We start from the raw sequence: 22,712 nt of genomic DNA on the forward strand, positions 1-22,712 counted from the left end.
TGGTGCTCATGACTACTCCCCCTTTCCAGTTGTTGGTTGCACATCTGCGGCAACTGCCTCGTCAGCGGATTTTTCACGTGTTCCCGTCATTTTCTTGTTGTTCGAACTAGACAACCTGGCAGCGTATTCTCGCAAGCTCTTTCCATCCGGCTTAGGCAAATGGAACATCCAACGAATCAAGCCCGGCGCAGCGATGAAGAGCACAATGACTGATTCAAGAATGAGAACCATATCGACTGGTACACCTTGGGCTTGCATCGCATAGCCGCCAGCCTTAAACGCACCGAACAACAGACCAGAGAAGAAAATACCGAGTGGTCGGTTACGGCCGAGCAACGCAACAGTAATCGCATCGAAACCGATAGTGCCGGCGACACCGGAAGTTACGCCCTGATTTGCCTGGTACATGGTTCCCAATGCTTCGTTTGCACCGGCGAAACCCAGAAATACACCAGATGCCACCATCGTCAAGGTAGTTACTTTCGCGATCGACATTCCAGCTGTACGAGCCGCATGTGAGTTAGCCCCCACTGCACGTACTTCGAAGCCGAATGTCGAGCGTTCAAGGATCCACCAGAAGACAAACACAGCTACGAGCGCCAAGACAAATCCGAGATGAATCTTAAATGGCGCTGGCAACAGTGCAGGCAATGCAGCAGTATCTGCAGCAACTGGTGTCACCGGGTTGTTTTGCCCTGGTGAATGCCACGAGTCCAGCGATAGAACGTATGAGAGCAATAGAGCAGCGATCGAATTCAACATGATTGTTACGATCACTTCGTTTGCGCCGGTCTTTGCTTTTAAATATCCAGCAATACCGGCGTATAAACCGCCGGCAAGCGCTGCAGCGAGGAGGGCGACGATGAGGTGTACACCGTATGGCAGGTCTATGCTGAACGATACCCAAATAGCGGCAATCGCGCCAAAGATCATCTGACCTGCGCCACCGATATTGAATAAGCCTGCACGGAAACCGAATCCTAAACCGAGGCCTGCCAAGATAAGCGGAGTTGCGAAGAAGAGGGAATCCATCGCTGGACGTATTGCATATGAAAATCCGCGGTTTAATGCTGCAGCATTAAAAATCGATCCCTTAAACATTGCACTGTATGCACCAGTTACCGAAGCTCCGGTAACGACGATAAGAATGGCACCAATAAGGAAGGCGAGAATAATCGCAATGATACCCACTAACCAACCTGATCGTGGAGCTAAATGGATAATAGCTTTAGCCCACTGGCTTGCGCCAATCGAGGTCTTATTGTTCTTTGCGGCCATTACTTAACCCCTTCCGTTGGAGTAGCATAGCCAGCTTGGGCAAATGCTTCGTCTTGCGGCACACCGGCCATCATCAAGCCCAATACATCGCGGGACGTATCGGCAGGGACAATTCCTACAATCTTGCCGCGATACATCACGGCAATGCGATCTGCGAGCGCAACAACTTCATCGAGTTCCGAGGAAACCAAAAGGACCGGAGTGCTAGCATCGCGGGCTTCTACAATACGCTTGTGAATAAACTCGATTGAGCCTACGTCCACGCCACGAGTCGGCTGGCTGGCCACCAGCAACCGAAGATCGCGGGACAATTCACGAGCAACAACAACCTTCTGTGCGTTTCCACCAGAGAGTGTAGAGATCGGATCGGAGATTCGAGTGATACGAATATCGAATTCGGCTACCTTCTCGTCAGCATTCTTTGCCACGGCACCGGGGCGCATGGCTGGTCCGTTAGCGAACGGCTTGTTGAGGTATTGGTCAAGAACAAGGTTTTCCGCGATCGAGAATCCGGCAATGACACCATCTTTCGAGCGATCTTCTGGAATGAAACCGATTCCAGCATCGATGTTCTTGCGTACCTGTTGTCCGTTGAGTTCGTGACCATCGAGGGTGATTGTTCCATGATCTGGCTGGACTAAGCCAAGGATGGCTTCCGCAAGTTCGGTTTGTCCATTTCCTTGAACACCTGCGATAGCGAGGACTTCGCCACGCTGGAGCTCGAACGAAACGCGGTCGAGGACCTTTGTGCCGCTTTCGTTGAGAACAGTAACATCTTTAAAAGCCAGTCCAACTTCGCCAAGTTGTGGCGGATTCTTTTCTAGCTGGAGCATGACTGGACGTCCAACCATCTTCGTAGCCAGTTCAGCTTCAGACGACGATGGATTAGCAGTACCAACTACTGCACCACGGCGAATGACCGTAATATCGTCGGCAACTGCACGGACTTCGCGTAGTTTGTGAGTAATGAACACAATAGATGTACCCGAAGCGGCAAGTTGCTTCATGATCTCCATGAGTTCATCAGTTTCTTGTGGAGTGAGAACTGCAGTTGGCTCATCAAGAATCAAAATCTTCGCGTCACGTGACAGTGCCTTAACAATTTCAACACGCTGCTGTGCACCGACAGGTAGATCTTCAATATAAGCATCTGGATCAAGGTCGAATCCGAAACGCTTGGAGACGTCGATGACCGTTTGCCGTGCTTTCTTAATATCAATGATACCTACGGTACCGGTTGGCTCATATCCGAGTGCTACCGACTCTGCTACGGTAAAAACTGGAATGAGCATAAAATGCTGGTGAACCATTCCAATTCCAGCAGCTACTGCATCACCGGGACCAGCAAATGATACCTTTTTCCCGTCGAGAAGAATTTCCCCCTCATCCGGATCATACAGGCCATACAGCACGTTCATTAGTGTTGATTTACCCGCACCGTTTTCTCCGAGAAGTGCATGAATATGCCCTTCTTCGACGACGAGGTCAATATGATCATTAGCAACAAGCGGCCCGAACCTCTTTGTTATGCCTCTTAGCTCCAGCTTCACGCTGAACCCCTTTCATTCCTCAGTCCCGGATCTTCCTGAGATTTATGTAGAACAATCATACCCCGTTGTTAGCCAATATACGTGGCTGAAACCATACTTTCTCTCTACATAAAGAAAAGTGTGGGGATCTCACGCACGCATGCGTAAGATCCCCACACTCAGTTTTCGCTATGTTGAGCTAACGAAATCAGTTTGCGGCTGGGGATTCGACCTTGAGTTCGCCAGAGGCAATCTTTGCTTCGAGGTCCTTGACTTCGGTCTTCAGCTCATCAGAGAGCTTAGAATCGAAATCGTGGAATGGAGCGAGCGAAACGCCCTTGTTCTCGATGGTGCCAACGTATGGCTTTGAGGTGAAATCGCCACCCATTGCTTCCTTGATAGCCGCCTTAACGGATTCGCCGATACCCTTCATAACAGAGGTAAGAACGATGTCCTTGTAGTCTGGTGAGGAGACATACCAGTCACTATCTACACCAACAATCATGACGTTTCCAGCTTCCTTAGCGGCAGCGGCTGCACCGAGACCAACTGGGCCAGCAACTGGCATGATGATGTCTGCACCCTGCTCGATGAACTGCTGCGCCTGGGACTTGCCCAATGCCTGATCGTCGAACGAGTTGGTGAAGGAACCGTTCTGGGTTTCCTTATCCCAGCCAAGAACCTTGATATCTGTTCCCTTTGCTTCGTTGTAGGCCTTAACGCCATCAACAAATCCGTCCATGAAGATGGTAACGGATGGGATCTGGATACCACCGAAGGTAGCAACAGTACCGGTCTTGGTAGCACCTGCGGCTACGTAACCAGCAAGGTAAGCGGCTTCTTGAGTGTTAAAGAGGAGCGCACGACCGTTTGGCAACTCAACCGGGTTACCCTTGTCATCGGCAAAGGCGGCATCGACGAGACCGAAGTGGAGATCAGTATTCTCTTCAGCTGCCTTCTTGATTCCTGGAGCAAGCAAGAAGCCGACACCAATAATCAGGGAGCAGCCATCATCGATCATCGTCTGGGTGTTTGGACCAAAATCGGAATCGCTCTTGGACTCTGCGGTGTTGACTGCAACGCCAAATTCCTTCTCAGCTTCCTTCAGACCGTCAAATGCGGACTCGTTGAAGGACTTGTCGTCCCAACCACCAGCATCGGAAACAAGGCATGCCTTGAAATCGCTGGATTTGGATGACATTGCGTCCGAGGACTTCTTCTCATCAGTGCCAGAACATGCTGACAGAGCCATTGCGGACGCCGCAGCGATTGCGACGAAAGACTTAAATTTCTTCACTAGTTTCTCCTGATCTAGTTATCCAGTTTGACAATTGATACATGTCAAAACCGTTCAATTATTAAGAATAGGCGCGATTGGGAACTAGTGCCACCCAATATGCCGCACTCAACGCATATTCCAACGTTTCGTTACTCAACCGAGATAAAGTACCGGTTTCCCGTCAAAAAATAGCCACTTAATATCCATATAATGAGCTATCTAACATTCTGCTTTCTCAATAGGCGAAACACGAGGTCTCAGATACCAAAACGGTGAACTTAAACCAAATCAGTCCGCCCCGTTGCACGCACCTGCTCGACAACATCTTTGACATTCTGAGCATGGGCAATTGAAGTCACAAGAAGCGCGTCTCCGGTATCAACAACGACGACATCATTTACACCCACAAGTGAAATCGGACGATCGTAAGTGAACACCGTGCAGTTAGTTGATTCGACGCTCAGAACTGACTGCTGAGTACCGCCCTCTACTACACGCTTCGTAATAGTAGGTGCATTTGGTGACGAGTTTGCATCCTGAAGAATCTCATTGACCGCCGAAAAATCGCCGATATCAGTCCATCCCATATCCGCTGGAACAACAGCTATTCCGCCGTCGTCAGCCAACGGTTCAGCGATCGCATGATCTATGGCTATCTTCTTCAGTTCCGGCCAATGCGCATCCAAAACCTGCTCGCGGTCATCGGAATCCCATGCCGTAGCTATCGACATAATCCCCGCATGTAGTTTCGGCTCATACTTCTCCAAAGCAGTCAGCAAAACATCCGCCCGAGCCACAAACATGCCGGCATTCCAGAAATAGTTACCGCTAGCGACATAGCTCCGCGCAGTTTGGATATCCGGTTTCTCGAGAAACTCAGTGACTGCATAAGATCCGGGAACAGCACTCAATTCATGGTCAGCTTGAATGTAACCAAACCCAGTTGCCGGAGACTGTGGCTGAATACCGATCGTTGACACATAGCCAGCATTCGCCGCATCGATTGCGGTTGACACTGCTTTTTCAAATTTTCGCGGATCAGAAATCAAGTGATCCGCAGCGAACGAGCCCACCACAACATCACCATAGCGTTGGTTGATAATAGCAGCCGCTAGACCAATAGCCGCCATCGAATCCCGGGCAGAAGGTTCTGCAATAAACTGCTCTTCTCCAAGTTGTGGAAGCTGCCGAACAACGCTCGGAATGTGGGTAGTGCCGGTCACTACCATAATATTTTGCCCTGCGAGCGGAGCCAAACGTGACACCGTCTGCTGTAAGAGGCTCGCTCCTGCACCAGTGAGATCCTTTAAAAACTTTGGCGAACTTGCTCGAGAAATCGGCCATAGACGAGTTCCAGCTCCGCCTGCTGGAATAATTGCGTGAAATTCATTCAACGTGATCGTCACTTCCTCAACTGGTTGTCGATACGAGAGCTTATGCTTCGTTGTCAGATTGTTGTTGTAGCTCTCGAGCCAACTTCTCCCCCGTCACTCGTGGATCGGCCTGGGCACGTAGGGACGACGTCGTCGGAACTGTCTTCTTTTCATACGCATCCCACGCAGCATCCGCGTAATCTTTGCGTACTTCATCGAGTTGTTGGCGCGCCTTATCAAGATTCGTTTCAGCACGGGAGATACGGCTCTTCATCCAAGCAGCACGTATGCCTGACCATGGTGGAACTAGCTCAGTTTCGTTGTCACGATCAGGATGTGGCGCAACTACACCAGTCATCGGATCAAAATTCCATTCAAGGGTTTCTTGAACAGTCTCAGTGACATAATTTGGATATTCGTCAGCGTGTTCAAGCTGTGATTTCGTCGGCTGCCCTGGAGCTGGCGGATTAGCAACAAAAGCAGCCGCCACCAGCGTTACTTGAGCGAGAAGATTAACCCAAATAAGTAACGTAGCGATCGCGGCAAACGGTGCCAATAACGGATTTCCAGAAACAGATGAGACCGCCGTCGTTCCTAAGAATCGCAAAACTGATGAAGCCACGCCCGCCAAAAGCGCTCCCTTAACCAAATCCTTCAACGGTGGATGGGCGCCGGCCATAATGCTGAACAGGAACATGAAAATGAGCGTGTCAACAACCAACGCAATCAGCAAGGTGCCCACACTAATCAGGAATGATCCTACCTCTCCGGGAATCCCCAACCAGTCGAGAATTACTTCAGAAAATTGCGAAGAAAGAGTTACTAGCGTGACCGTTGCTAGGCCACCAACGCCGATCATCAGGAACCCGGAGAGATCAAGTAGCTTCGCTTTAATAAACGGACGCGATAAGTAGGTGATGCCAAACATTCCCAAAATCGCAATACGTAGTGCAGTCATCAATGACGCCGCTGACCACAATAAGACGATCATCGAAATAATCGACGTGATATTGATCGGGTTTTCGATGATGAGTGCATTGGGATCTAAAATTCCTGACGGGTTGTCGTCAGTTTTCAAAATTCCTGGGAGCGAAGAATTCACGGTTTCGAACAAGGTATCCCGAAGCTCATCGTTACCGCCTAAAGTATAAGAAAAAACAGTCAACGCGAGTGTCAACGCACCACCGATGGCGAACAGAGCAGAGTAGGCAATACCTCCAGCAAGTAAGTATCCACGCGCCCAGCCATAACGGCCGTATGCGCGAACCGGGCGAAGCTGAAACACCCATTCAATGATCGCATTGACCCGATCCATCAGTGTAGGCTTTGGCGCTACTGTTACATCTCCCATTAGTTCTCCACATCGTACGTAACCAGTAGTGGTGCATGGTCTGACCACCGCTGATCATAGCTTGTAGCACGGTCAATACGCACTGACTGGGCAAGCATAGCTAAATCGGGCGAGGCTAACTGGTAGTCGATACGCCAACCGACATTATTATCGAAGGCCTTACCGCGCTGAGACCACCAGGTGTATTCCGCCTGCTCGTCGCCAATCAGCGAGCGCTGAACATCAACATAGCCCAACTCCCCCATCCATTTATCGAGATATGCTATCTCCGGATCGAGGACGCCAGAAGTCTTATTGTGGTTCGACCGCCAGTTCGTAATATCGCGCTCAGTATGCACAATATTGAAATCGCCCGCCATCACGATATGCGGCATATCAACCGGGCGAGCAACCTGAAGCTGCTGTAACCGAGTAGAAACACGATCCAAATGCGCATACTTCGCAGCCATCTTCGGCTCATCACTAGCGTTACCAGAATGCAAGTATGCGCTAATAAAAGTGGTGTGTAACTGCGGAATATCCACCTCAACCCACCGGCCGGTATCTACCGGAGGTTCACCCGGGCGCTCCCATGCCGTGTTCGCATCAGCATCCGGATCTGAATCTGGTAAATCCGCACCTAAACCGATACTGACGCGGCCGATATCCAACCCATTCTTCACTGCAATAGCAACTCCTGCTCGGCCTTTAATCTCGCAAGCTTGCTGGACGATCTGGTATTGATCGCCCACCAAATCTGGGACAAGATCTTCGGGTGCACGCACCTCTTGGAGCAGGAGTACATCGGGACTCACCGACGCAATCCAATCTTGCATCCCTTTACGCACCGCGGCGCGAATTCCGTTGACGTTACAAGTAGCTACTAGCATGGGTGCCCCTCCAATTAAATATTCATAAATAATTGTACGGGGAATTCTAGGAGTTTTGTTCGCTCGCCTTCACGACGTTAGACAAGAGCATAGCGCGAGTCATCGGCCCCACCCCACCAGGATTTGGCGAATAGAAACCAGCTTTCTCGAATACTGCAGGGTCCACGTCACCGCGCATAACCGCCTTACCAGTGTCCGGATCGGTAACCCGAGAGACGCCGACGTCGAACACGGCAGCACCCGGGCGCACCATATCCGGGGTGATCATATGAGCCACGCCCGCAGCCGCAACAATAATATCGGCACGTAGCGTGTGCTCAGCGAGGTTTTTCGTCGCCGAATGGCAGGCGTCGACGGTGGCGTTAATGCTACGCGAGGTGAGCAAAATTGCTAACGGTTTACCCACCGTCGTACCACGGCCAACGATACACACGTTGGCACCATTCCACTCAACACCATAGCGCCGGCCAAGTTCGACTACACCCATCGGAGTGCAGGCAACCGGTGCCGGAATGTCGTTTGCGAGACGACCGATATTCACTGGATGCAAGCCGTCTACGTCTTTAGCAGGATCGATAGCTTCGAGGACTTTGTCAGTATCTATCTGCCGCGGCAACGGAAGCTGAACGATGAAACCAGAACATTGCGGATCGTCATTCAGCTTCCGTACCTGGACAAGAACTTCTTCAGTAGTTGACCCCTCGGGCATATCTACTCGAATAGAGTTAATCCCCACCTCAGCACAATCACGATGCTTCATATTGACATACATCTGTGAACCCGGGTTTTCACCAACTAACACAGTAGCTAGGCCTGGCGTGTGCCCGAGCTGGGCGATCTTCTCTTTGATTTCGAGCTTGATTTGAGCAAGCGTAGCTCGCCCATCCATTTTGACCGCGGTAGTCATCTAGATCTGTCCTCTCAACGAATCTTTTCAGTGCGTCTGATCAAGCCCGGAATATAGCGGGAATCGATCAGTTAACGCGTTAACTCGCGCACGCAACGCATCGACATCGGCAGACTTGCCGTCGCGTAAAGCTACCGCGATAATATCGGCTACTTCGCGGAATTCTTCATCACCAAAACCACGAGTAGCCAACGCCGGCGTACCAATTCGCAAACCAGAGGTGACAGCCGGTGGACGAGGATCGAACGGAATGGCGTTACGGTTAACCGTAATCCCAATCTCATGCAACAAATCCTCAGCTTCTTGACCATTGAGCTCATGGTTGCGCAAATCTACCAATACAAGGTGAACATCAGTACCACCAGTAAGCACCGACACACCCTTATCCGCAACATCTGACGCTACAAGACGCTCAGCAAGGATCTTCGCGCCACGTAACGTACGCTCTTGCCGGTCCTTAAACTCTGGCGTACTAGCAATCTTTAACGCAATCGCCTTAGCCGCAATAACGTGCATCAGCGGACCACCCTGTTGCCCAGGGAATACCGCCGAATTAAGTTTCTTGCCTAGTGATTCATCACGGGAAAGAATCATACCTGAGCGCGGCCCACCAATGGTCTTGTGGATCGTCGTCGTCACCACGTCAGCATACGGAACTGGGCTTGGATGCAATCCAGCCGCTACCAAACCGGCGAAATGCGCCATATCTACCCACAGGTATGCGCCAACCTCATCGGCAATCTCGCGGAATGCAGCAAAATCTACATGGCGTGAGTAAGCCGACCAACCAGCAATAATCATCTTCGGCTTGTGTTCACGGGCGAGCCGACGAACCTCATCCATATCAATCAGGTATGTTTCTGGATCTACACCATAAGAGACAACGTTGAAGTTCTTCCCAGAAAAGTTAATCTTCATACCATGAGTCAAGTGACCCCCGTGTGCCAATGACAATCCCATAATGGTGTCGCCATGGTTCAACAACGCATGATAAATAGCTGCGTTGGCCTGCGCTCCGGCATGGGGTTGAACGTTGGCGTAAGCCGCGCCGAACAAGGACTTAGCCCGCTTAATTGCAAGATTCTCCGCAACGTCAACAAACTCGCAACCGCCGTAATAGCGACGGCCGGGATAACCTTCAGCATACTTATTCGTTAAAACTGAGCCCTGGGCTTGCAAAACAGCCCGCGGCACAAAATTCTCCGACGCAATCATTTCCAACGTAGCACGCTGGCGTCCCAATTCATCTTCGAGCACCTGAGCAATCTCAGGATCTAGCTCAGCGAGTGAAAGATCAAAAGAATCTACCACATCCGCCTCCTCCAGGATTTTTAAAACAATACGACACTATTCTAAGCCCACCCTCCCACACTTTTACGAATCGTCTAACATCTGGGATCCGCATGCCCGACTAGTGGTCAAAACGATTAAAATGTTCTCATGGACAAATCCTCACTGACCTCACAGCCACTTGTTTTTACCCTATCTTGCCCAGACCAACCCGGCATCGTGTACGCCGTCACTGGCCTGTTAACCCAAGTCGGCGCCAATGTCACACAATCCCAGCAATACCGGGACGCAAGCCAAAACCGGTTCTATATTCGACTCCAAGCAGATGTTCCTGGCGGCCGCGCCACTATCGACGCCACCTTCGCCGCATTGGCATCCCGGTTCGACATGGACTACACCATCGCTGATGCCAGCCCGATGCGGACCATCATCATGTGCTCCAAAGATCCGCACTGCTTGAGTGATTTGCTCGCCAAACAACGAGAAGGCCGGATCCCGATCGACGTCGTCGCCGTCGTCTCCAATCACGAAACATTACGTCCACTCGCCGAATTTTACGGGGTATCGTTCATCCACATCCCCGTCACCAAAGACACCAAAGCTGAAGCAGAAGCACATCTACTCAAACTCGTTGACGATTACGACGCCGAACTAGTCGTGTTGGCACGATACATGCAAATCTTATCCGACGAGATCTGCCAGACACTGTCTGGCCGAATCATCAACATCCACCACTCATTCTTGCCATCATTTAAGGGCGCACGCCCCTATGCTCAAGCACACGCACGCGGTGTCAAACTCATCGGCGCCACCGCTCACTACGTGACAGCCGACCTCGATGAAGGACCAATTATCGAACAGGATGTGGTGCGTGTTTCGCATGCCCACGACGTTCAAGAATTGCAAGCTATGGGAGCCGAAGTCGAACGTCAGGTTCTGTCCCGAGCAGTACGCTGGCATGCCGAACACCGCGTGCTCCATCAGGGGCTACGCACAGTCGTATTTGGGTAAGGATATACGCCCACCCTGATGTGCTTATTCGCCTAACAAGTGTGGCGGAATAACATCACGCGCGCTCGCGTCCGATGGAAGTTCTTTAACCACCCGAGCCGGGCTACCCACCGCTATTGTGTTGGCAGGGATATCTTTGGTGACCACTGAACCGGCACCAATAATAGAGTTATCTCCGATCCTCACACCTGGCAAAACCATCACTCCGGCACCCAGCCAAACATTGTTTCCGACGACGATAGGGCTACCACCCTCCCAGCCTTCACTACGCAAGGTTGGTTCGAGCGGATGCCAGGCGGTTAAGAGTTGAACACGCGGCGCAATCTGGCAGTTTTCACCGATCGTGATCGGGGCGACATCGAGAAAAATACAGTCGTAGTTGACGAAGGTTCGCGCGCCGATGGATGTGTGGATACCGTAATCTACGTGCAACGGCGCTCGCACAATAACACCCTCGCCGACTTCGCCAAGCCAGCGAGTCAAGACGCGATAGTGGGCATCCCAATCGGCGGACGGTAACGAATTAAATTCGTCCTGGTAGGCCATCGCCCGATCGTGAATCTCGTGGAATTTTGCACCTTCGGGCTTGTAGAGTTCGCCGTTGAGCATGCGGGCATAGAGTTCTTCGTCGCGAGTCATGGTTGATAGTCTAACTTGAAAGCAATACACAATGAGATTCAGAGGTATTTACTCGCGAGCTACTCGTTTAAACTCAACGCTTCGAGATAGAACCACCAGCCAGCTCGGCGTACGAAAACCGAGCGTTCGTGAAGACTGCCCGGTTCTGCCGTTGTTTCATCAACAAATGAAGCGACAAATTCGACTTGGGCGTCTTTTGCGTCGATAATTTCTAGCCCAGTCCAGCGGATACCTTCTGTAGAGACATTCAGTGGACGGGTTTTCGGGTGCCACGAGGCAAAGACGAAATCAGAGCGCCCCAGCGCATAAGCACTGTATCGCGCTCGCATCAGTTCTTCGGGAAATTCAGCTAACCGAGCTCCGTCATGGATCGGTTCGCAACATTCGGCATACGTTTTGCCGGAATCACATGGGCAGTTCATTGGTTCTCCTCGTTCTTTCGCGCACTTTCGCGTTCTTTCGCGTGTTTCCTCGCGTGTCTCCTCCATGGAGTGTGCACCAAAACGGGGAATAGCGCAAACCTCAACGATATATGTCGAGGTTTGCGCTATTCCCCCATTCAGTGACTATGAACGCGGGTATAGGTATGAGCGAGCCAGCCGGCGCTGACAAAAGTGGCAGTGGTTGTTAGCTAGAGCAGGTAAAAGCGGCCATACCGGACTGCTATTCCCGACAAAAGTGGCAGTGTTGAATGAAGTTGCATTAGGCGGTACCCACAGGGCGAGCACACAAAAGGCCGGGCACACAAAAGGCGGAGGCCACAGCCCCCGCCTTCTGCTAAAAACCTAGACTCAGATCAAGCCGAGTTCGCGCACTGCGTCAGCTTCTTCTTGGAGAGCCTTGACGTTGCGCTCGATGCCAGCCTTGGTGGTCTCAGAAAGCTCGAGGCCTTCGACAACCTTCCATTCGCCGCCTTCGGAAACTGCTGGGAAACCGAAGATGAGGCCTTCTGGAACACCGTAGTGGGAGCCATCGGACCAGATACCTGGGGTGACCCAGTCGCCTTCAGGGGTTCCATTGACCCAGTTGTAGACGTGGTCGATTGCTGCCGAAGCTGCCGAAGCTGCCGAGGAAGCACCGCGAGCTTCGATGATAGCTGCGCCGCGCTTTGCAACGGTTGGTACGAAGTAGTCAGCCAACCATGCTTCGTCAACAAGCTCGGTTGCTGGCTTACCAGCAACGGTTGCCCAAGAGACATCTGGGTGCTGATCTGCGGAGTGGTTACCCCACACGGTCATCTTCTTGATGTCGGAGACCTTTGCGCCGGTCTTCTCTGCAAGCTGGGAGATTGCACGGTTGTGATCTAGGCGCATCATAGCGGTGAAGCGCTCGTTTGGTACATCTGGTGCGTTGTGAGCAGCGATGAGTGCGTTGGTGTTGGCTGGGTTTCCAACGACGAGGATGCGAACATCGTCAGCTGCGTGGTCGTTGATTGCCTTACCCTGTGGACCGAAGATACCACCGTTTGCAGCAAGGAGGTCAGCGCGCTCCATACCCTTGGTACGTGGACGTGCACCAACGAGGAGACCGACGTTGGTACCTTCGAAAGCCTTGTTGGCATCGTCGAAGATGTTCACGGACTCGAGCAATGGGAATGCGGAATCGTTCAATTCCATTGCGGTTCCTTCTGCCGCCTTGAGGCCCTGTGGAATCTCGAGGAGGTTCAAGCGAACTGGAACGTTAGGTCCAAGTAGTGCACCTGATGCAATACGGAACAGTAGTGCATATCCGATATTTCCTGCAGCGCCAGTAACGGTGACGGTAACCGGAGTACGAAGCTCAGCCATGTAGTCAACTCCTATATTCTGAGGCGCTGTCCCTTTTCCCGGAACATGACGCCAGGTTGTCATTGAGCGAGATGAATTCTCACACCATCTCTAAGGGTACCTTGCCAGCGGGTTACTCTGGGTGGCATTTAGTCCCGCCTGTGTAAATATTGTTTGCATTTTCCTGCTGTGCCAACGATTTTCACTTTTTTATTACGAGTGTCTTTCTTAAGCGATAGCATGGATTTAGTAAACGCTTCTCGGTTTAGCGTTGTGTACTAAATCTAAGGAGTAATCATGGACTCGTGGACGACATTGTTTCTCAATATCGGGCTGATTATTATTGGTTCGGCTCTTGCCTACGCTATTTGCGCATTTCCTCGCGTGGCCGATCAGCTTGAGACGCGGGAGAGTTCTTGTTTCCCGAGTGACACGATTCCGTTGCCAAAGCTTTCCACTACTTTCCTTGAGGTCCTTCAACGCCGTGAACAAAACGTGCGGGCTAAACTGAAAATCGCTTTTGTGATTATTTGCGCGGCACAGTTAGCGTTCCTTGCTATTGCAACATCATTTTTACCTGTTTCATCATCAGTTTTAGCGATGACATTTTTTGTCAGCTTGATAGCAGGTGTTCTCATCCAGTCATATCTACGTATCCGTATAGGTTTTCAGCCTGCTACCGTTCCGGTATCGAATGACGATTCTTTCAGCGTCGAGGAATCCAACTTGCGGCGCGACGTGTTCACCGGAGTTTAACTGATTACGTTCCCTTGCGGGCACTGATCTGCTATATCGGTTTGCCACTCGTTATACAAGTGCTATGGGCGACGACGATGTTTCTTGCGTTGCCTTCGCAGACGGTCTGGTTCGCGATCCTACTACTGGCAAATATGCATACTAATTTCGCAATCACTACCGCTAAGCGTTATGCTCGCCGTCCGCTCGTCTCGGCTACTCTCACCGATGCGCATTGGGAAGATGATGAGCGCGCTACCTTGTTGAACATGTTGATCTTCACGGCTGGCGTTGCTCCGATTCTGGTGCCGATGGCGGCGGTCAGCATGTATTCGTCAGAGACCCCATTGTTGTTCATTCTTGCTACCTGTGTAACAGTGCTGGCCACGGGAGTGCTGACCTATTGGGGTTCGCGACATTATGCCCGGCGCCTGTGGGCTCGGGGGCCAGTAGATACTGCGGCGAGCAAGTAATAAATGCGGCGGGCAAGTAAAGACCACTGCGAAAAAGGACAGATACCCAAAGAGCGGGCCAGCACAATGCTGGCCCGCTCTGACGATCGCTTACTTCGTGCGGTGTGCGCGGTAGTATTCGATCAATGCTCGGGTGGACTGGTCTTCGTTTGCTAGCGCAGCCTTGTCGCCGCTGACAGCGTTGGTCAGCGCCTTGGCCATCTGCTTGCCGAGTTCTACGCCCCACTGGTCGAAGGAGTCGATGCCCCACACGATGCCTTGAACGAAGGTGATGTGTTCATAAAGGGCGATAAGCTGGCCGAGAACTGATGGGTTAAGCTCTGGTGCCATGATCGACGCGGTTGGCTTGTTGCCTTCGAAGACGCGTGCGGACACGATGTCTTCTGGTGTTCCTTCAGCGCGTACTTCGTCAGCGGTCTTGCCGAATGCGAGCGCCTTGGTTTGTCCGAAGAAGTTTCCGAGGAAGAGCTCGTGCTGATCGGCGTCCCCATCCTTAAATGCGTAGGTTGGGTTTGCGAAGGCAATGAAATCAGCTGGAATGAGCTGGGTTCCTTGGTGGATCAGCTGGTAGAAGGCGTGCTGACCGTTGGTTCCTGGTTCGCCCCAGAAGACTTCACCGGTCTTGGAGGTGACTGGGGTGCCATCCCAGCGCACGCGCTTACCGTTGGATTCCATGGTGAGCTGTTGCAAGTAGGCTGGGAAGCGGTGCAAGAACTGTGAGTATGGCAAAACAGCGTGGGTGGCTGCGTCCATGAAGTTGACGTAGAAGACGTTGAGCATACCCATAAGCACTGGCACGTTGCGGGATGCTGGAGTGTTGCGGAAGTGCTCATCCATCTTGTGGAATCCGGCGAGGAACTGTTCGAAGTTCTCTGGCCCGATAGCAATGGCTAGGGAGGTACCGACTGCGGAGTCTACCGAGTAGCGGCCACCTACCCAATCCCAGAAACCAAATGCGTTGTTCGGATCGATGCCGAATTCAGCAACCTTATCGAGTGCGGTGGAGACGGCAACGAAGTGCTTTGCTACAGCACCGTCGGTTGGTGCCCCTTGTTCTTCGAGAGTGCGTAGTAACCATGCACGGGCGATGCGAGCATTCGTCAGCGTTTCGAGAGTGGTGAACGTCTTGGATGCCACGATGAACAGGGTGGTTTCTGGATCCAAACCGGAGAGCTTCTCGCCCGCATCGGTTGGGTCAATATTGGAAATAAACCGGCATTCAATGTTTTCTGCCTTGTATGGCTTGAGTGCTTCGTATGCCATGACTGGGCCAAGATCAGAGCCGCCGATACCAATGTTGACAACTGTTTCGATTGACTTGCCGGTAATGCCCTTCCATTCGCCCGAGCGAACCTTGTTTGCGAAAGCGTAGACGCGTTCGAGGACTTCATGTACGTCGACGACGACGTCACGACCATCAACGATAAGTGAGTCTGACTGTGGCCGGCGTAGCGCACTGTGGAGAACGGAACGGTTTTCGGTGATGTTGATGCGTTCGCCGTCGAACATGGCATCGCGACGCTCATCGAGATTGACTTCCGCGGCTAGCTCTTCGAGAGCTTTCTTGAGCTCATCGGTGAGTACCGACTTGGACAGGTCGACGAAGAGGTCGCCAGCACTGAAGCTGAATTTTTCGGTGCGCTCGGGATCTTGGGCAAACCAGGATCGGAAATCAACGTGAAGTGTGTTCTTCAGGTCCGCGAGTTTACCCCACGCGGTGGTTTGGGTTGCGTCTACAGGGGTAGGCATGAGTTTCCTCCAATATGATTGCCATGACGTTCATGATGAGCCGATATCGGTACCGGCTGTAGCAATCTTTTAGTTTAGCTTTTCTATCTGATTTTATACACTTCCGTCACTGTTGTGACTGGTTTTTCATTTGTATTTCGGGGCCGCCCACTAGATAGGTGTAGGACTGCCCGCGTCCGCCGTCGGTGATCGCACGATATTCGAGTAAGGTGCCGTCTTCGATTCCACTCAGATCATGATAGACCCGCGGATCGGGGCCGGCGATAGAACCCAGTGGGAACCATTTTCCACTGCCCACTACCCGATAGAAGAAGGCGGTATTGGCATAACGGTGATCTTGAGTGTCGGCGGTCAGTTCAAGGAAGGAATCGCCGATTTTCTTGCCTGTTAACGCCGTTGTGCCGCTACCTCGTTCGAGCTTTTCACCGGCTCGGAAGACTGTGACGCTACGTGCAGGAACATCGACGCTGAGATCAGTGACACCATTGGTCGTGGTTGCTTGTGGCTTGGAGCTAGCCGAGCCATCTATCACTTTGCCATCTGTCACATTCATGATTGCCGACCAGTTTTGGGTACTAGCCAGTACCGGAATCGTGGCGCGCGTGTTTTGTTCACCAGAATTGGCGACGACGACGTATTCGATGTTCTCTTCAGGATCGACTCGCGAGAACGCGTAGGTCGTTCCTTCGTTGAACAATTCGATCTGGGAACCATTGGACAGACCTGGATATTTTTTACGTAGTCTCGCTAATTCAGCGATCGCTTGATAGAGCACAGTATCGCGAGACATGTGTGCTCCGGCACCAAATGTACTTCCATCAGCTAAGGCCTGCTGCTGATAGCTTGGCACCTGTGTGGCAAACAGTGGTTGATGCGCGGTGCTACCTGTTAGACCAACTAAACCTTGCTCATCACCGTAATAAATAACAGGTTGCCCACGCATGGTAAACATCAGCGCGTGCGCAAAAATCGATCCGGAAACTTTATCGCCCGATAGTTCGCTTACGATACGAGCCATGTCTGGATTTCCTAAATACGTCGGCAAATCGAGAACAGTTGTTTTATCTGACGCATAACGTGGATCTTGATAGAACAAATCCGCTAAGCCTTGAGCTGACCCGCCGTTGACGTAGTCAATAACAGCTTTGTGGAATCCGGAATCGAGCACAGCATCCATATCAGTGGTGTGTACGTAACTTGACAAGATACCAACATCTGGGTCAGTTACTTCCCCAAACATAAAGAAGTCATCGCCTGCTTTACGTTTGATGGCCTGAGTCCAGTGCGTCCAGAACTCTTGATTGACTCGAGTCACGTCCGATATCCCGAAACCATCGATCCCGGTTTCTAGAAGGTTCTGGTAAATCTCTTCCATACCGCGAACCACTTCCGGATTTTCCGTCATGAGATCGTCGAGGCCACCAATATCGCCGAGCGTCAACGATGGCCCAACCAGGGTTGAATCGCCACGATTGTGGTAGAGCGACGTATCGTTGAGCCACGCCGGGACCTTCTTGAGGTTCCCAGCCTGTGGCGTATACGGAAACGACGACGGGTCAATCTCCGGGAACTCTTCTTTGCCAGCAACTTTCCCCAGATTCACACGGTTACCGTCTAAGTCGCGATACGGTTTGTCCGCCAATGGAACAAACGGAGTGTCTTTTTCGGCATAGGAAATAACATCTGCTGTATTGTTCGCAACGACGTCAATATAGACTTTCATACCGCGTTCATGGGCTTGGTCAACGAGCTCTTGAAAATCGTCCTTCGTGCCCAAATGTGGATCAATGTCAGTGAAATCAGTAATCCAGCGGCCAAGATAAGCTCCAGATTCGCTACCCGATTCCCCTTGAACCGGCTTGTTTTTCAACGGTGAACTAATCCATAGCGCTGTGGTCCCTAAACCTTTGATGTAATCGAGTTGCTCGATCAACCCGGGAATATCGCCACCGAGATAAAAATTCTCGTTCGTCGGATCAAACCCCGATTCTTGTGCAGTCGCGCCGTATCCACCGGTATCGTTTTTCTCGTCTCCATTAGCGAACCGATCCGTGAGCACATAATAAAATTGTTCGTTTCCATCTTCAGAACGATAAATGCCATCACGCGATGCATCCGATCCACGAACTGCTGCGTCTACCCCCAAATCGGCGGGCAACACGGCACTACCGTCGACTTTTAGATCTGCTCGACCTGGTAGCTTGAGCGGATAGTGGGATCCGTTGATCATAATGGTGTGCGAGCCAGGATCAAAATGTGCATAACCTGCCGGCTGACCATTCGAACAGCCCACTAAGCCACCCAAAATCAGCAAAATACTAACGCTACTGGCAACCGTCATATGGCGACGACGTCGAAACACCTGAACCTCCACCCCTCTGTTCTCTTATTCTACTTGCAGGCACCGACGAAAAACTGGGTACGAGAAAAATTCCTCAAGATTCTTGCCCCAAGTGTGGCAAAATGAGAGAAGCAGAACATACGTATCCTGCGCTAAGGAGAAAAACATGCTGGACATGTCCAAGCCACTGAGTGAAGCCGAGCGTGCTGAACGACCAAAAATTGGCATCCTCACATCGGGTGGCGATGCTCAAGGTATGAACGCCGTCGTTCGTGCCGTTGTTCGAACTGCGCTACACGCCGGAGCAATCCCGTTTGCCCTCCACGAAGGCTGGAAAGGCGCGATTGAAGGTGGCGACCTCATCCAAGAACTGTCCTGGTCGTCAGTATCAAATATTTTGTCAAAGGGCGGCACAGCTATCGGCACTGCACGGTCCGCCGAATTCCGGGAACGTTCCGGCCTGAAAAAAGTCGTCCACAACCTCGTCGAACGCGGAATCGACCGCCTCGTCGCCGTCGGTGGTGACGGTACGTTAACCGGTGCAGACGAACTGCGCGAAATGTGGCCAGAACTCCTTGAAGAGCTCGTTGCTGAAGGAACTGTCAGCCCGGAAGCAGGCGAACGCCATAAGCACTTGCGTATCGCCGGCGTCGTCGGATCGATCGATAACGATCTTGTGGGCTCGGATATGACCATCGGAACTGACTCCGCCCTCCATCGCATCATTGAAGCTATCGACGCTATTGCGGCAACCGCAGCCTCACATCAACGCACCTTCATCATTGAAGTCATGGGACGTGCATGTGGCTATCTCGCACTGATGTCAGCTATTGCTGGTGGCTGCGACTACGTTTTCATTCCAGAACTGCCACCAGCAGAAGGCTGGGAAGAAGAAATGACGAATAAGCTCCGCACCGGCCGTGAGCGTGGGCGCCGCGATTCGTTGATTATCTTGGCTGAAGGCGCGCTCGATCGCAATGGAAACCCCATCACCGCAACGCAGGTTGCTGATGTGATTAGCGAGCGTTTAGGCGAAGACGCACGTATCACCTCCCTCGGTCACGTCCAACGCGGCGGTCAACCAACCGCCTATGATCGGTGGATGCCCACCCTGCTCGGCTACACCGCAGCTCTGGACATGGTCAATGCCGGCCCGGAAACTGAACCAACAATTATTGGCACCCAACGCAACCGAATCGTGCGCATGCCAATGATGGAAGCCGTTGCCAATACGCGTAAGGTCAAAGCTTACCTGAAGGAAGGTAACTGGGAGGCCGCCATCGATTCTCGTGGTGCTGGTTTCCGCGAAATGATCAATATTTTTGAGTCTATTTCTTCACCGACTACAAAAACAGACAAGCGTTTTGATAAGTCGCCACGGGTTGGCATCATTCACGCCGGTGGCCTCGCCCCTGGAATGAATCCGGCAGCGCGTGCGGCCGTGAAACTGGGTATTGATCGGGGCTACACCATGATCGGTATCGAAGGCGGTTTCCCTGGTTTGCTCGACGGCAAGACCCGCACCCTTGAATGGGGCGACGTCGAAGGCTGGGCCGAAGACGGCGGTGCAGAGCTTGGCACCCGGCGGACCATCCCCAACGTCGATCAGTATTATGCACTCTCGCGCTCCATCGAAAACGCCGAACTTGATGCGTTAATCGTCATTGGCGGTTTCAAGGGATACAAGATGGCATACGATATGGCACATGCCAAGGACCGCTACCCTGGTTTCAATATTCCGATCGTGTGTGTTCCAGCCTCAATCGACAACAATCTGCCTGGTTCGGAACACTCGATTGGGGCAGATACTGCGTTAAATACCAACGTGGAAATGCTGGACAAGATCCGCACGTCGGCGTCGGCTTCACAACGTTGTTTTGTGACCGAAACAATGGGTCGTAATACGGGATATCTCGCGTTGTTCTCTGCGCTATCTTCCGGTGCCGAGCAGGTTTATCTGGCCGAAACTGGTATTACGTTGCCACAGTTGGCGCAAGATACCCAGCGCATGGTCAACGCTTTCGAACAGGGCCGTCACCTGTATTTGGTGGTGCGTAATGAAGATGCTTCGGAATACTACACGACTGATTTCTTGAGCCGTATTTTTGAAGAAGAAGGTCATAATCTGTTCGACGTGCGCACCTCAGTGATCGGTCATGCCCAACAGGGCGGCAATCCGTCCCCGTTTGATCGAACATTGGCGGCGCGTATTGTTAACACAGCGATCAATATTCTCGACGACGAACTCCATACGGATTCAAAGACTACGCGTTCGTTCCATGTCGGTATGGTCAACGGCGTTTTAGAAGCTATGCCGTTAACACATATCGACGATTTGATGGATATGGATGCACGTACACAAAACGATCCGTGGTGGTTGCCGTTGAAGCACGTGGTGTACGTGGTTTCTGACCCGACTTACACCGGTTCCTTAGAAGATCTCTCGATCGTCCAGTAACACCAACAGCTATGGCCCGGAAAGCGAGTTGCGTTCCGGGCCACAGCTATATCGACAGATGTTTAGACGACGGCGAGAGTATCTCCCCAGTTCGCAAAATAAGACAAGATCAGTGCTAAGCCTAGTAGCGTAACGACGTCGAACCAGCGCGAACGTACTTGCGGAACCATGCCGGCAGGCAAAACCAGCCGAGCAAGAGCTAAAACTCCGAGGCTTGCCGCGAAGGTGTACATTGCCGGCTGAACTCCCCAGGTGAAGGACAACACGATGACGACGCCGATCCAGCCGACGAGGAGCGCGAAGAAAACGAGTGAAGGTACGCGATGTTCAGTCATGATGCGACTCTTTCGGTTCAGGTTCCAGCTCGGGTTCAGATGCAGTTTTCGATGCTGGTTCTCGAGTGGAAGCAGATCCTGGCGTAGGTACGGGCACAGTTTCCGGATCGACAGCCGCACTACTTTCCGTTCCCTCCAGCTTTGTGGTTTTCGGCGTTTCACGGTTCATCTGAGCTCGCGCCCAAGCGATAGTGTGTGGATGGATCACAAGTAGCCCCGCCAGTACTGGCACAGCGATAACCAGAACCGTGAACCCGGCAGTCAACGCAGGTACTGGGCCAGCTACTGCCATCCGTCCCGGACCGAGTGCACCGGTTGCCGTAAACGAGATAATCGATACGCCTAAGGAGCAGATAGCCATCGCAATTCCGGCATGCATCATGTGCTCCCCCAACGAAACCTGCTCGCGGAAAATGAATCGTCCAAGCACTATCCCGTAGCCGAGTGCCACAACAATGACCGCCACAAAAAGCCATATCAGCGAGCTTCCGGGCGCAGGCAACGCACCAAAAACTGGAATCGCAGGCAACGGACCGGCGTCTACCCCAAGGGTGGAAAAATTCGTTCCTTCACCAACTGCAAAGCCACTGCCTACAAGCCATGAATAGAACCAAACAACAAACGATGGCAGATAGAGTAACTGCAATAAGACAAGACCAATACTGCCGATAATTCCTGTGCGATAGTAGCTGTGCACATCGATAATCGCCGGAAAGCCGGTACCGAGCATCACCAACGTCGTCGTCACAGCAAGCGCTACTATTCCTACACCAAACCAGGTAAGATAGCGCGACGAATCAGCCACGTAACGCCACCACGGTAGCGGGTAAAGCAACTTTTCCCGGCCGGCCCACAACGCAGTTGCGCCAGCAATCAGAATTGCGCCGATCAGCGCAAACCACCAGTCTCCTGGTGCTCGTCCAACCAGAGCCAAGACGGCCACTACTGCCGGCCAGCTTAATGCGGCGGCCAGCGCATCCAGCCAGGTCGAGATTTCTCGAGTGCGCCATACCTGGTACGAAGCATAGCTGGCTAAGACCGTCAACGTCGTTGGCATGAACGTTATCGCTGCTTCACCGAGGGTAACGGAGCCACCAAAAATTGTGGTCCACCAGCCGGTGGCAAAGAACGCTGCATCTTGCCAAACAATATCTCCCATCATTTGTGCCGACGCGTTGAGCGTATAGAACACCATGACGGTGAGGAAGACCGCGAACCAGGTGAAAAATGGTGCAGAGATTCCGCCTCGGAAGATGTACCAATACCGTGAAAGATCAATGTGCGTATTCATTACTTCTCATCGTTGCGTGAATTGACGCCGAACGCACG

At 52.1% G+C, this 22,712-nt stretch carries 19 protein-coding genes; 4 read left to right on the top strand and 15 right to left on the bottom strand.

The window, feature by feature from the left end:
• Nucleotides 1-12: 12 nt before the first annotated feature.
• The 8 genes from JTE88_RS06415 to glyA form a co-directional block, all read right to left on the bottom strand.
• Nucleotides 13-1,278 (bottom strand): ABC transporter permease, encoded by a 1,266-nt coding sequence (locus JTE88_RS06415; RefSeq protein ID WP_204423707.1) that lies wholly within the window; start codon nt 1,276-1,278, stop codon nt 13-15.
• The gene (locus JTE88_RS06420) at nt 1,278-2,828 is read right to left on the bottom strand and encodes an ABC transporter ATP-binding protein (RefSeq protein WP_204423709.1); all 1,551 of its coding nucleotides are present in this window, start codon (nt 2,826-2,828) and stop codon (nt 1,278-1,280) included. The genes JTE88_RS06415 and JTE88_RS06420 overlap by 1 nt, the downstream gene beginning before the upstream one ends.
• Before the next feature lie 187 nt (nt 2,829-3,015).
• Nucleotides 3,016-4,104 carry a BMP family lipoprotein gene (locus tag JTE88_RS06425; RefSeq protein WP_420826929.1) on the bottom strand — a complete coding sequence of 363 codons (1,089 nt, stop codon included), beginning with the start codon at nt 4,102-4,104 and terminating at the stop codon, nt 3,016-3,018.
• 260 nt (nt 4,105-4,364) lie between these two features.
• Nucleotides 4,365-5,492 carry a mannose-1-phosphate guanylyltransferase gene (locus JTE88_RS06430; protein WP_239519502.1) on the bottom strand — a complete coding sequence of 376 codons (1,128 nt, stop codon included), beginning with the start codon at nt 5,490-5,492 and terminating at the stop codon, nt 4,365-4,367.
• A 28-nt stretch (nt 5,493-5,520) separates the two neighbouring features.
• Entirely contained in the window at nt 5,521-6,810 is a 1,290-nt protein-coding gene (locus JTE88_RS06435; RefSeq protein ID WP_204423710.1) for a YihY/virulence factor BrkB family protein, read from the bottom strand.
• Nucleotides 6,810-7,679, bottom strand: coding sequence for an exodeoxyribonuclease III (locus JTE88_RS06440; protein WP_204423712.1), 870 nt, complete (start codon nt 7,677-7,679; stop codon nt 6,810-6,812). Before JTE88_RS06440 ends, JTE88_RS06435 begins: the two co-directional genes overlap by 1 nt.
• 46 nt (nt 7,680-7,725) lie before the next feature.
• Nucleotides 7,726-8,586: a bifunctional methylenetetrahydrofolate dehydrogenase/methenyltetrahydrofolate cyclohydrolase gene (locus JTE88_RS06445; protein ID WP_204423714.1), complete on the bottom strand. Its 861-nt coding sequence runs from the start codon at nt 8,584-8,586 to the stop codon at nt 7,726-7,728.
• Nucleotides 8,587-8,613: 27 nt separating this feature from the next.
• Nucleotides 8,614-9,897, bottom strand: a complete 1,284-nt coding sequence (gene glyA / locus JTE88_RS06450) for a serine hydroxymethyltransferase (protein WP_204423716.1) — start codon at nt 9,895-9,897, stop codon at nt 8,614-8,616.
• A 129-nt stretch (nt 9,898-10,026) separates the two neighbouring features.
• Here glyA and purU point away from each other — a divergent pair, with 129 nt between their 5' ends.
• Nucleotides 10,027-10,887 (top strand): formyltetrahydrofolate deformylase, encoded by an 861-nt coding sequence (purU, locus tag JTE88_RS06455; protein WP_204423718.1) that lies wholly within the window; start codon nt 10,027-10,029, stop codon nt 10,885-10,887.
• A gap of 24 nt (nt 10,888-10,911) precedes the next feature.
• Here the strand turns inward: purU and JTE88_RS09165 are convergent, their stop codons facing one another.
• From JTE88_RS09165 to JTE88_RS06470, 3 genes are all read right to left on the bottom strand, one after another.
• Entirely contained in the window at nt 10,912-11,526 is a 615-nt protein-coding gene (locus JTE88_RS09165; RefSeq protein WP_204423719.1) for a sugar O-acetyltransferase, read from the bottom strand.
• Between the two features lie 59 nt (nt 11,527-11,585).
• Nucleotides 11,586-11,948: a YchJ family protein gene (locus tag JTE88_RS06465; protein ID WP_204423721.1), complete on the bottom strand. Its 363-nt coding sequence runs from the start codon at nt 11,946-11,948 to the stop codon at nt 11,586-11,588.
• Between the two features lie 369 nt (nt 11,949-12,317).
• Entirely contained in the window at nt 12,318-13,313 is a 996-nt protein-coding gene (locus JTE88_RS06470) for a malate dehydrogenase (protein ID WP_091280476.1), read from the bottom strand.
• A 276-nt stretch (nt 13,314-13,589) separates the two neighbouring features.
• On the opposite strand from JTE88_RS06470, the gene JTE88_RS06475 reads away from it, so the two are divergent.
• Together JTE88_RS06475 and JTE88_RS06480 are read left to right on the top strand one after the other, a co-directional pair.
• Nucleotides 13,590-14,048, top strand: a complete 459-nt coding sequence (locus JTE88_RS06475) for a hypothetical protein (RefSeq protein ID WP_204423723.1) — start codon at nt 13,590-13,592, stop codon at nt 14,046-14,048.
• 134 nt (nt 14,049-14,182) lie between these two features.
• On the top strand, nt 14,183-14,500 hold the full coding sequence (locus tag JTE88_RS06480; protein ID WP_204423724.1) for a hypothetical protein: 318 nt from the start codon (nt 14,183-14,185) through the stop codon (nt 14,498-14,500).
• A 90-nt stretch (nt 14,501-14,590) separates the two neighbouring features.
• Here the strand turns inward: JTE88_RS06480 and pgi are convergent, their stop codons facing one another.
• Nucleotides 14,591-16,249, bottom strand: coding sequence for a glucose-6-phosphate isomerase (gene pgi, locus JTE88_RS06485; protein ID WP_204423726.1), 1,659 nt, complete (start codon nt 16,247-16,249; stop codon nt 14,591-14,593).
• A gap of 106 nt (nt 16,250-16,355) precedes the next feature.
• Nucleotides 16,356-18,611 carry an alpha-amylase family glycosyl hydrolase gene (locus JTE88_RS06490; RefSeq protein WP_204423727.1) on the bottom strand — a complete coding sequence of 752 codons (2,256 nt, stop codon included), beginning with the start codon at nt 18,609-18,611 and terminating at the stop codon, nt 16,356-16,358.
• A gap of 145 nt (nt 18,612-18,756) precedes the next feature.
• Between JTE88_RS06490 and JTE88_RS06495 the strand changes: the two genes are divergently transcribed.
• A complete protein-coding gene (locus tag JTE88_RS06495; RefSeq protein ID WP_204423729.1) occupies nt 18,757-21,048 on the top strand; it encodes a 6-phosphofructokinase in 2,292 nt (763 codons plus the stop codon).
• A gap of 62 nt (nt 21,049-21,110) precedes the next feature.
• Here JTE88_RS06495 and JTE88_RS06500 read toward each other — a convergent pair whose 3' ends face one another.
• The gene (locus JTE88_RS06500) at nt 21,111-21,383 is read right to left on the bottom strand and encodes a DUF3017 domain-containing protein (RefSeq protein ID WP_204423731.1); all 273 of its coding nucleotides are present in this window, start codon (nt 21,381-21,383) and stop codon (nt 21,111-21,113) included.
• The gene (locus JTE88_RS06505) at nt 21,376-22,674 is read right to left on the bottom strand and encodes a cell division protein PerM (RefSeq protein ID WP_204423733.1); all 1,299 of its coding nucleotides are present in this window, start codon (nt 22,672-22,674) and stop codon (nt 21,376-21,378) included. Before JTE88_RS06505 ends, JTE88_RS06500 begins: the two co-directional genes overlap by 8 nt.
• Nucleotides 22,675-22,712 lie beyond the last annotated feature (38 nt).

It is taken from the genome of Arcanobacterium phocisimile (assembly GCF_016904675.1).
Classification (GTDB): domain Bacteria; phylum Actinomycetota; class Actinomycetes; order Actinomycetales; family Actinomycetaceae; genus Arcanobacterium; species Arcanobacterium phocisimile.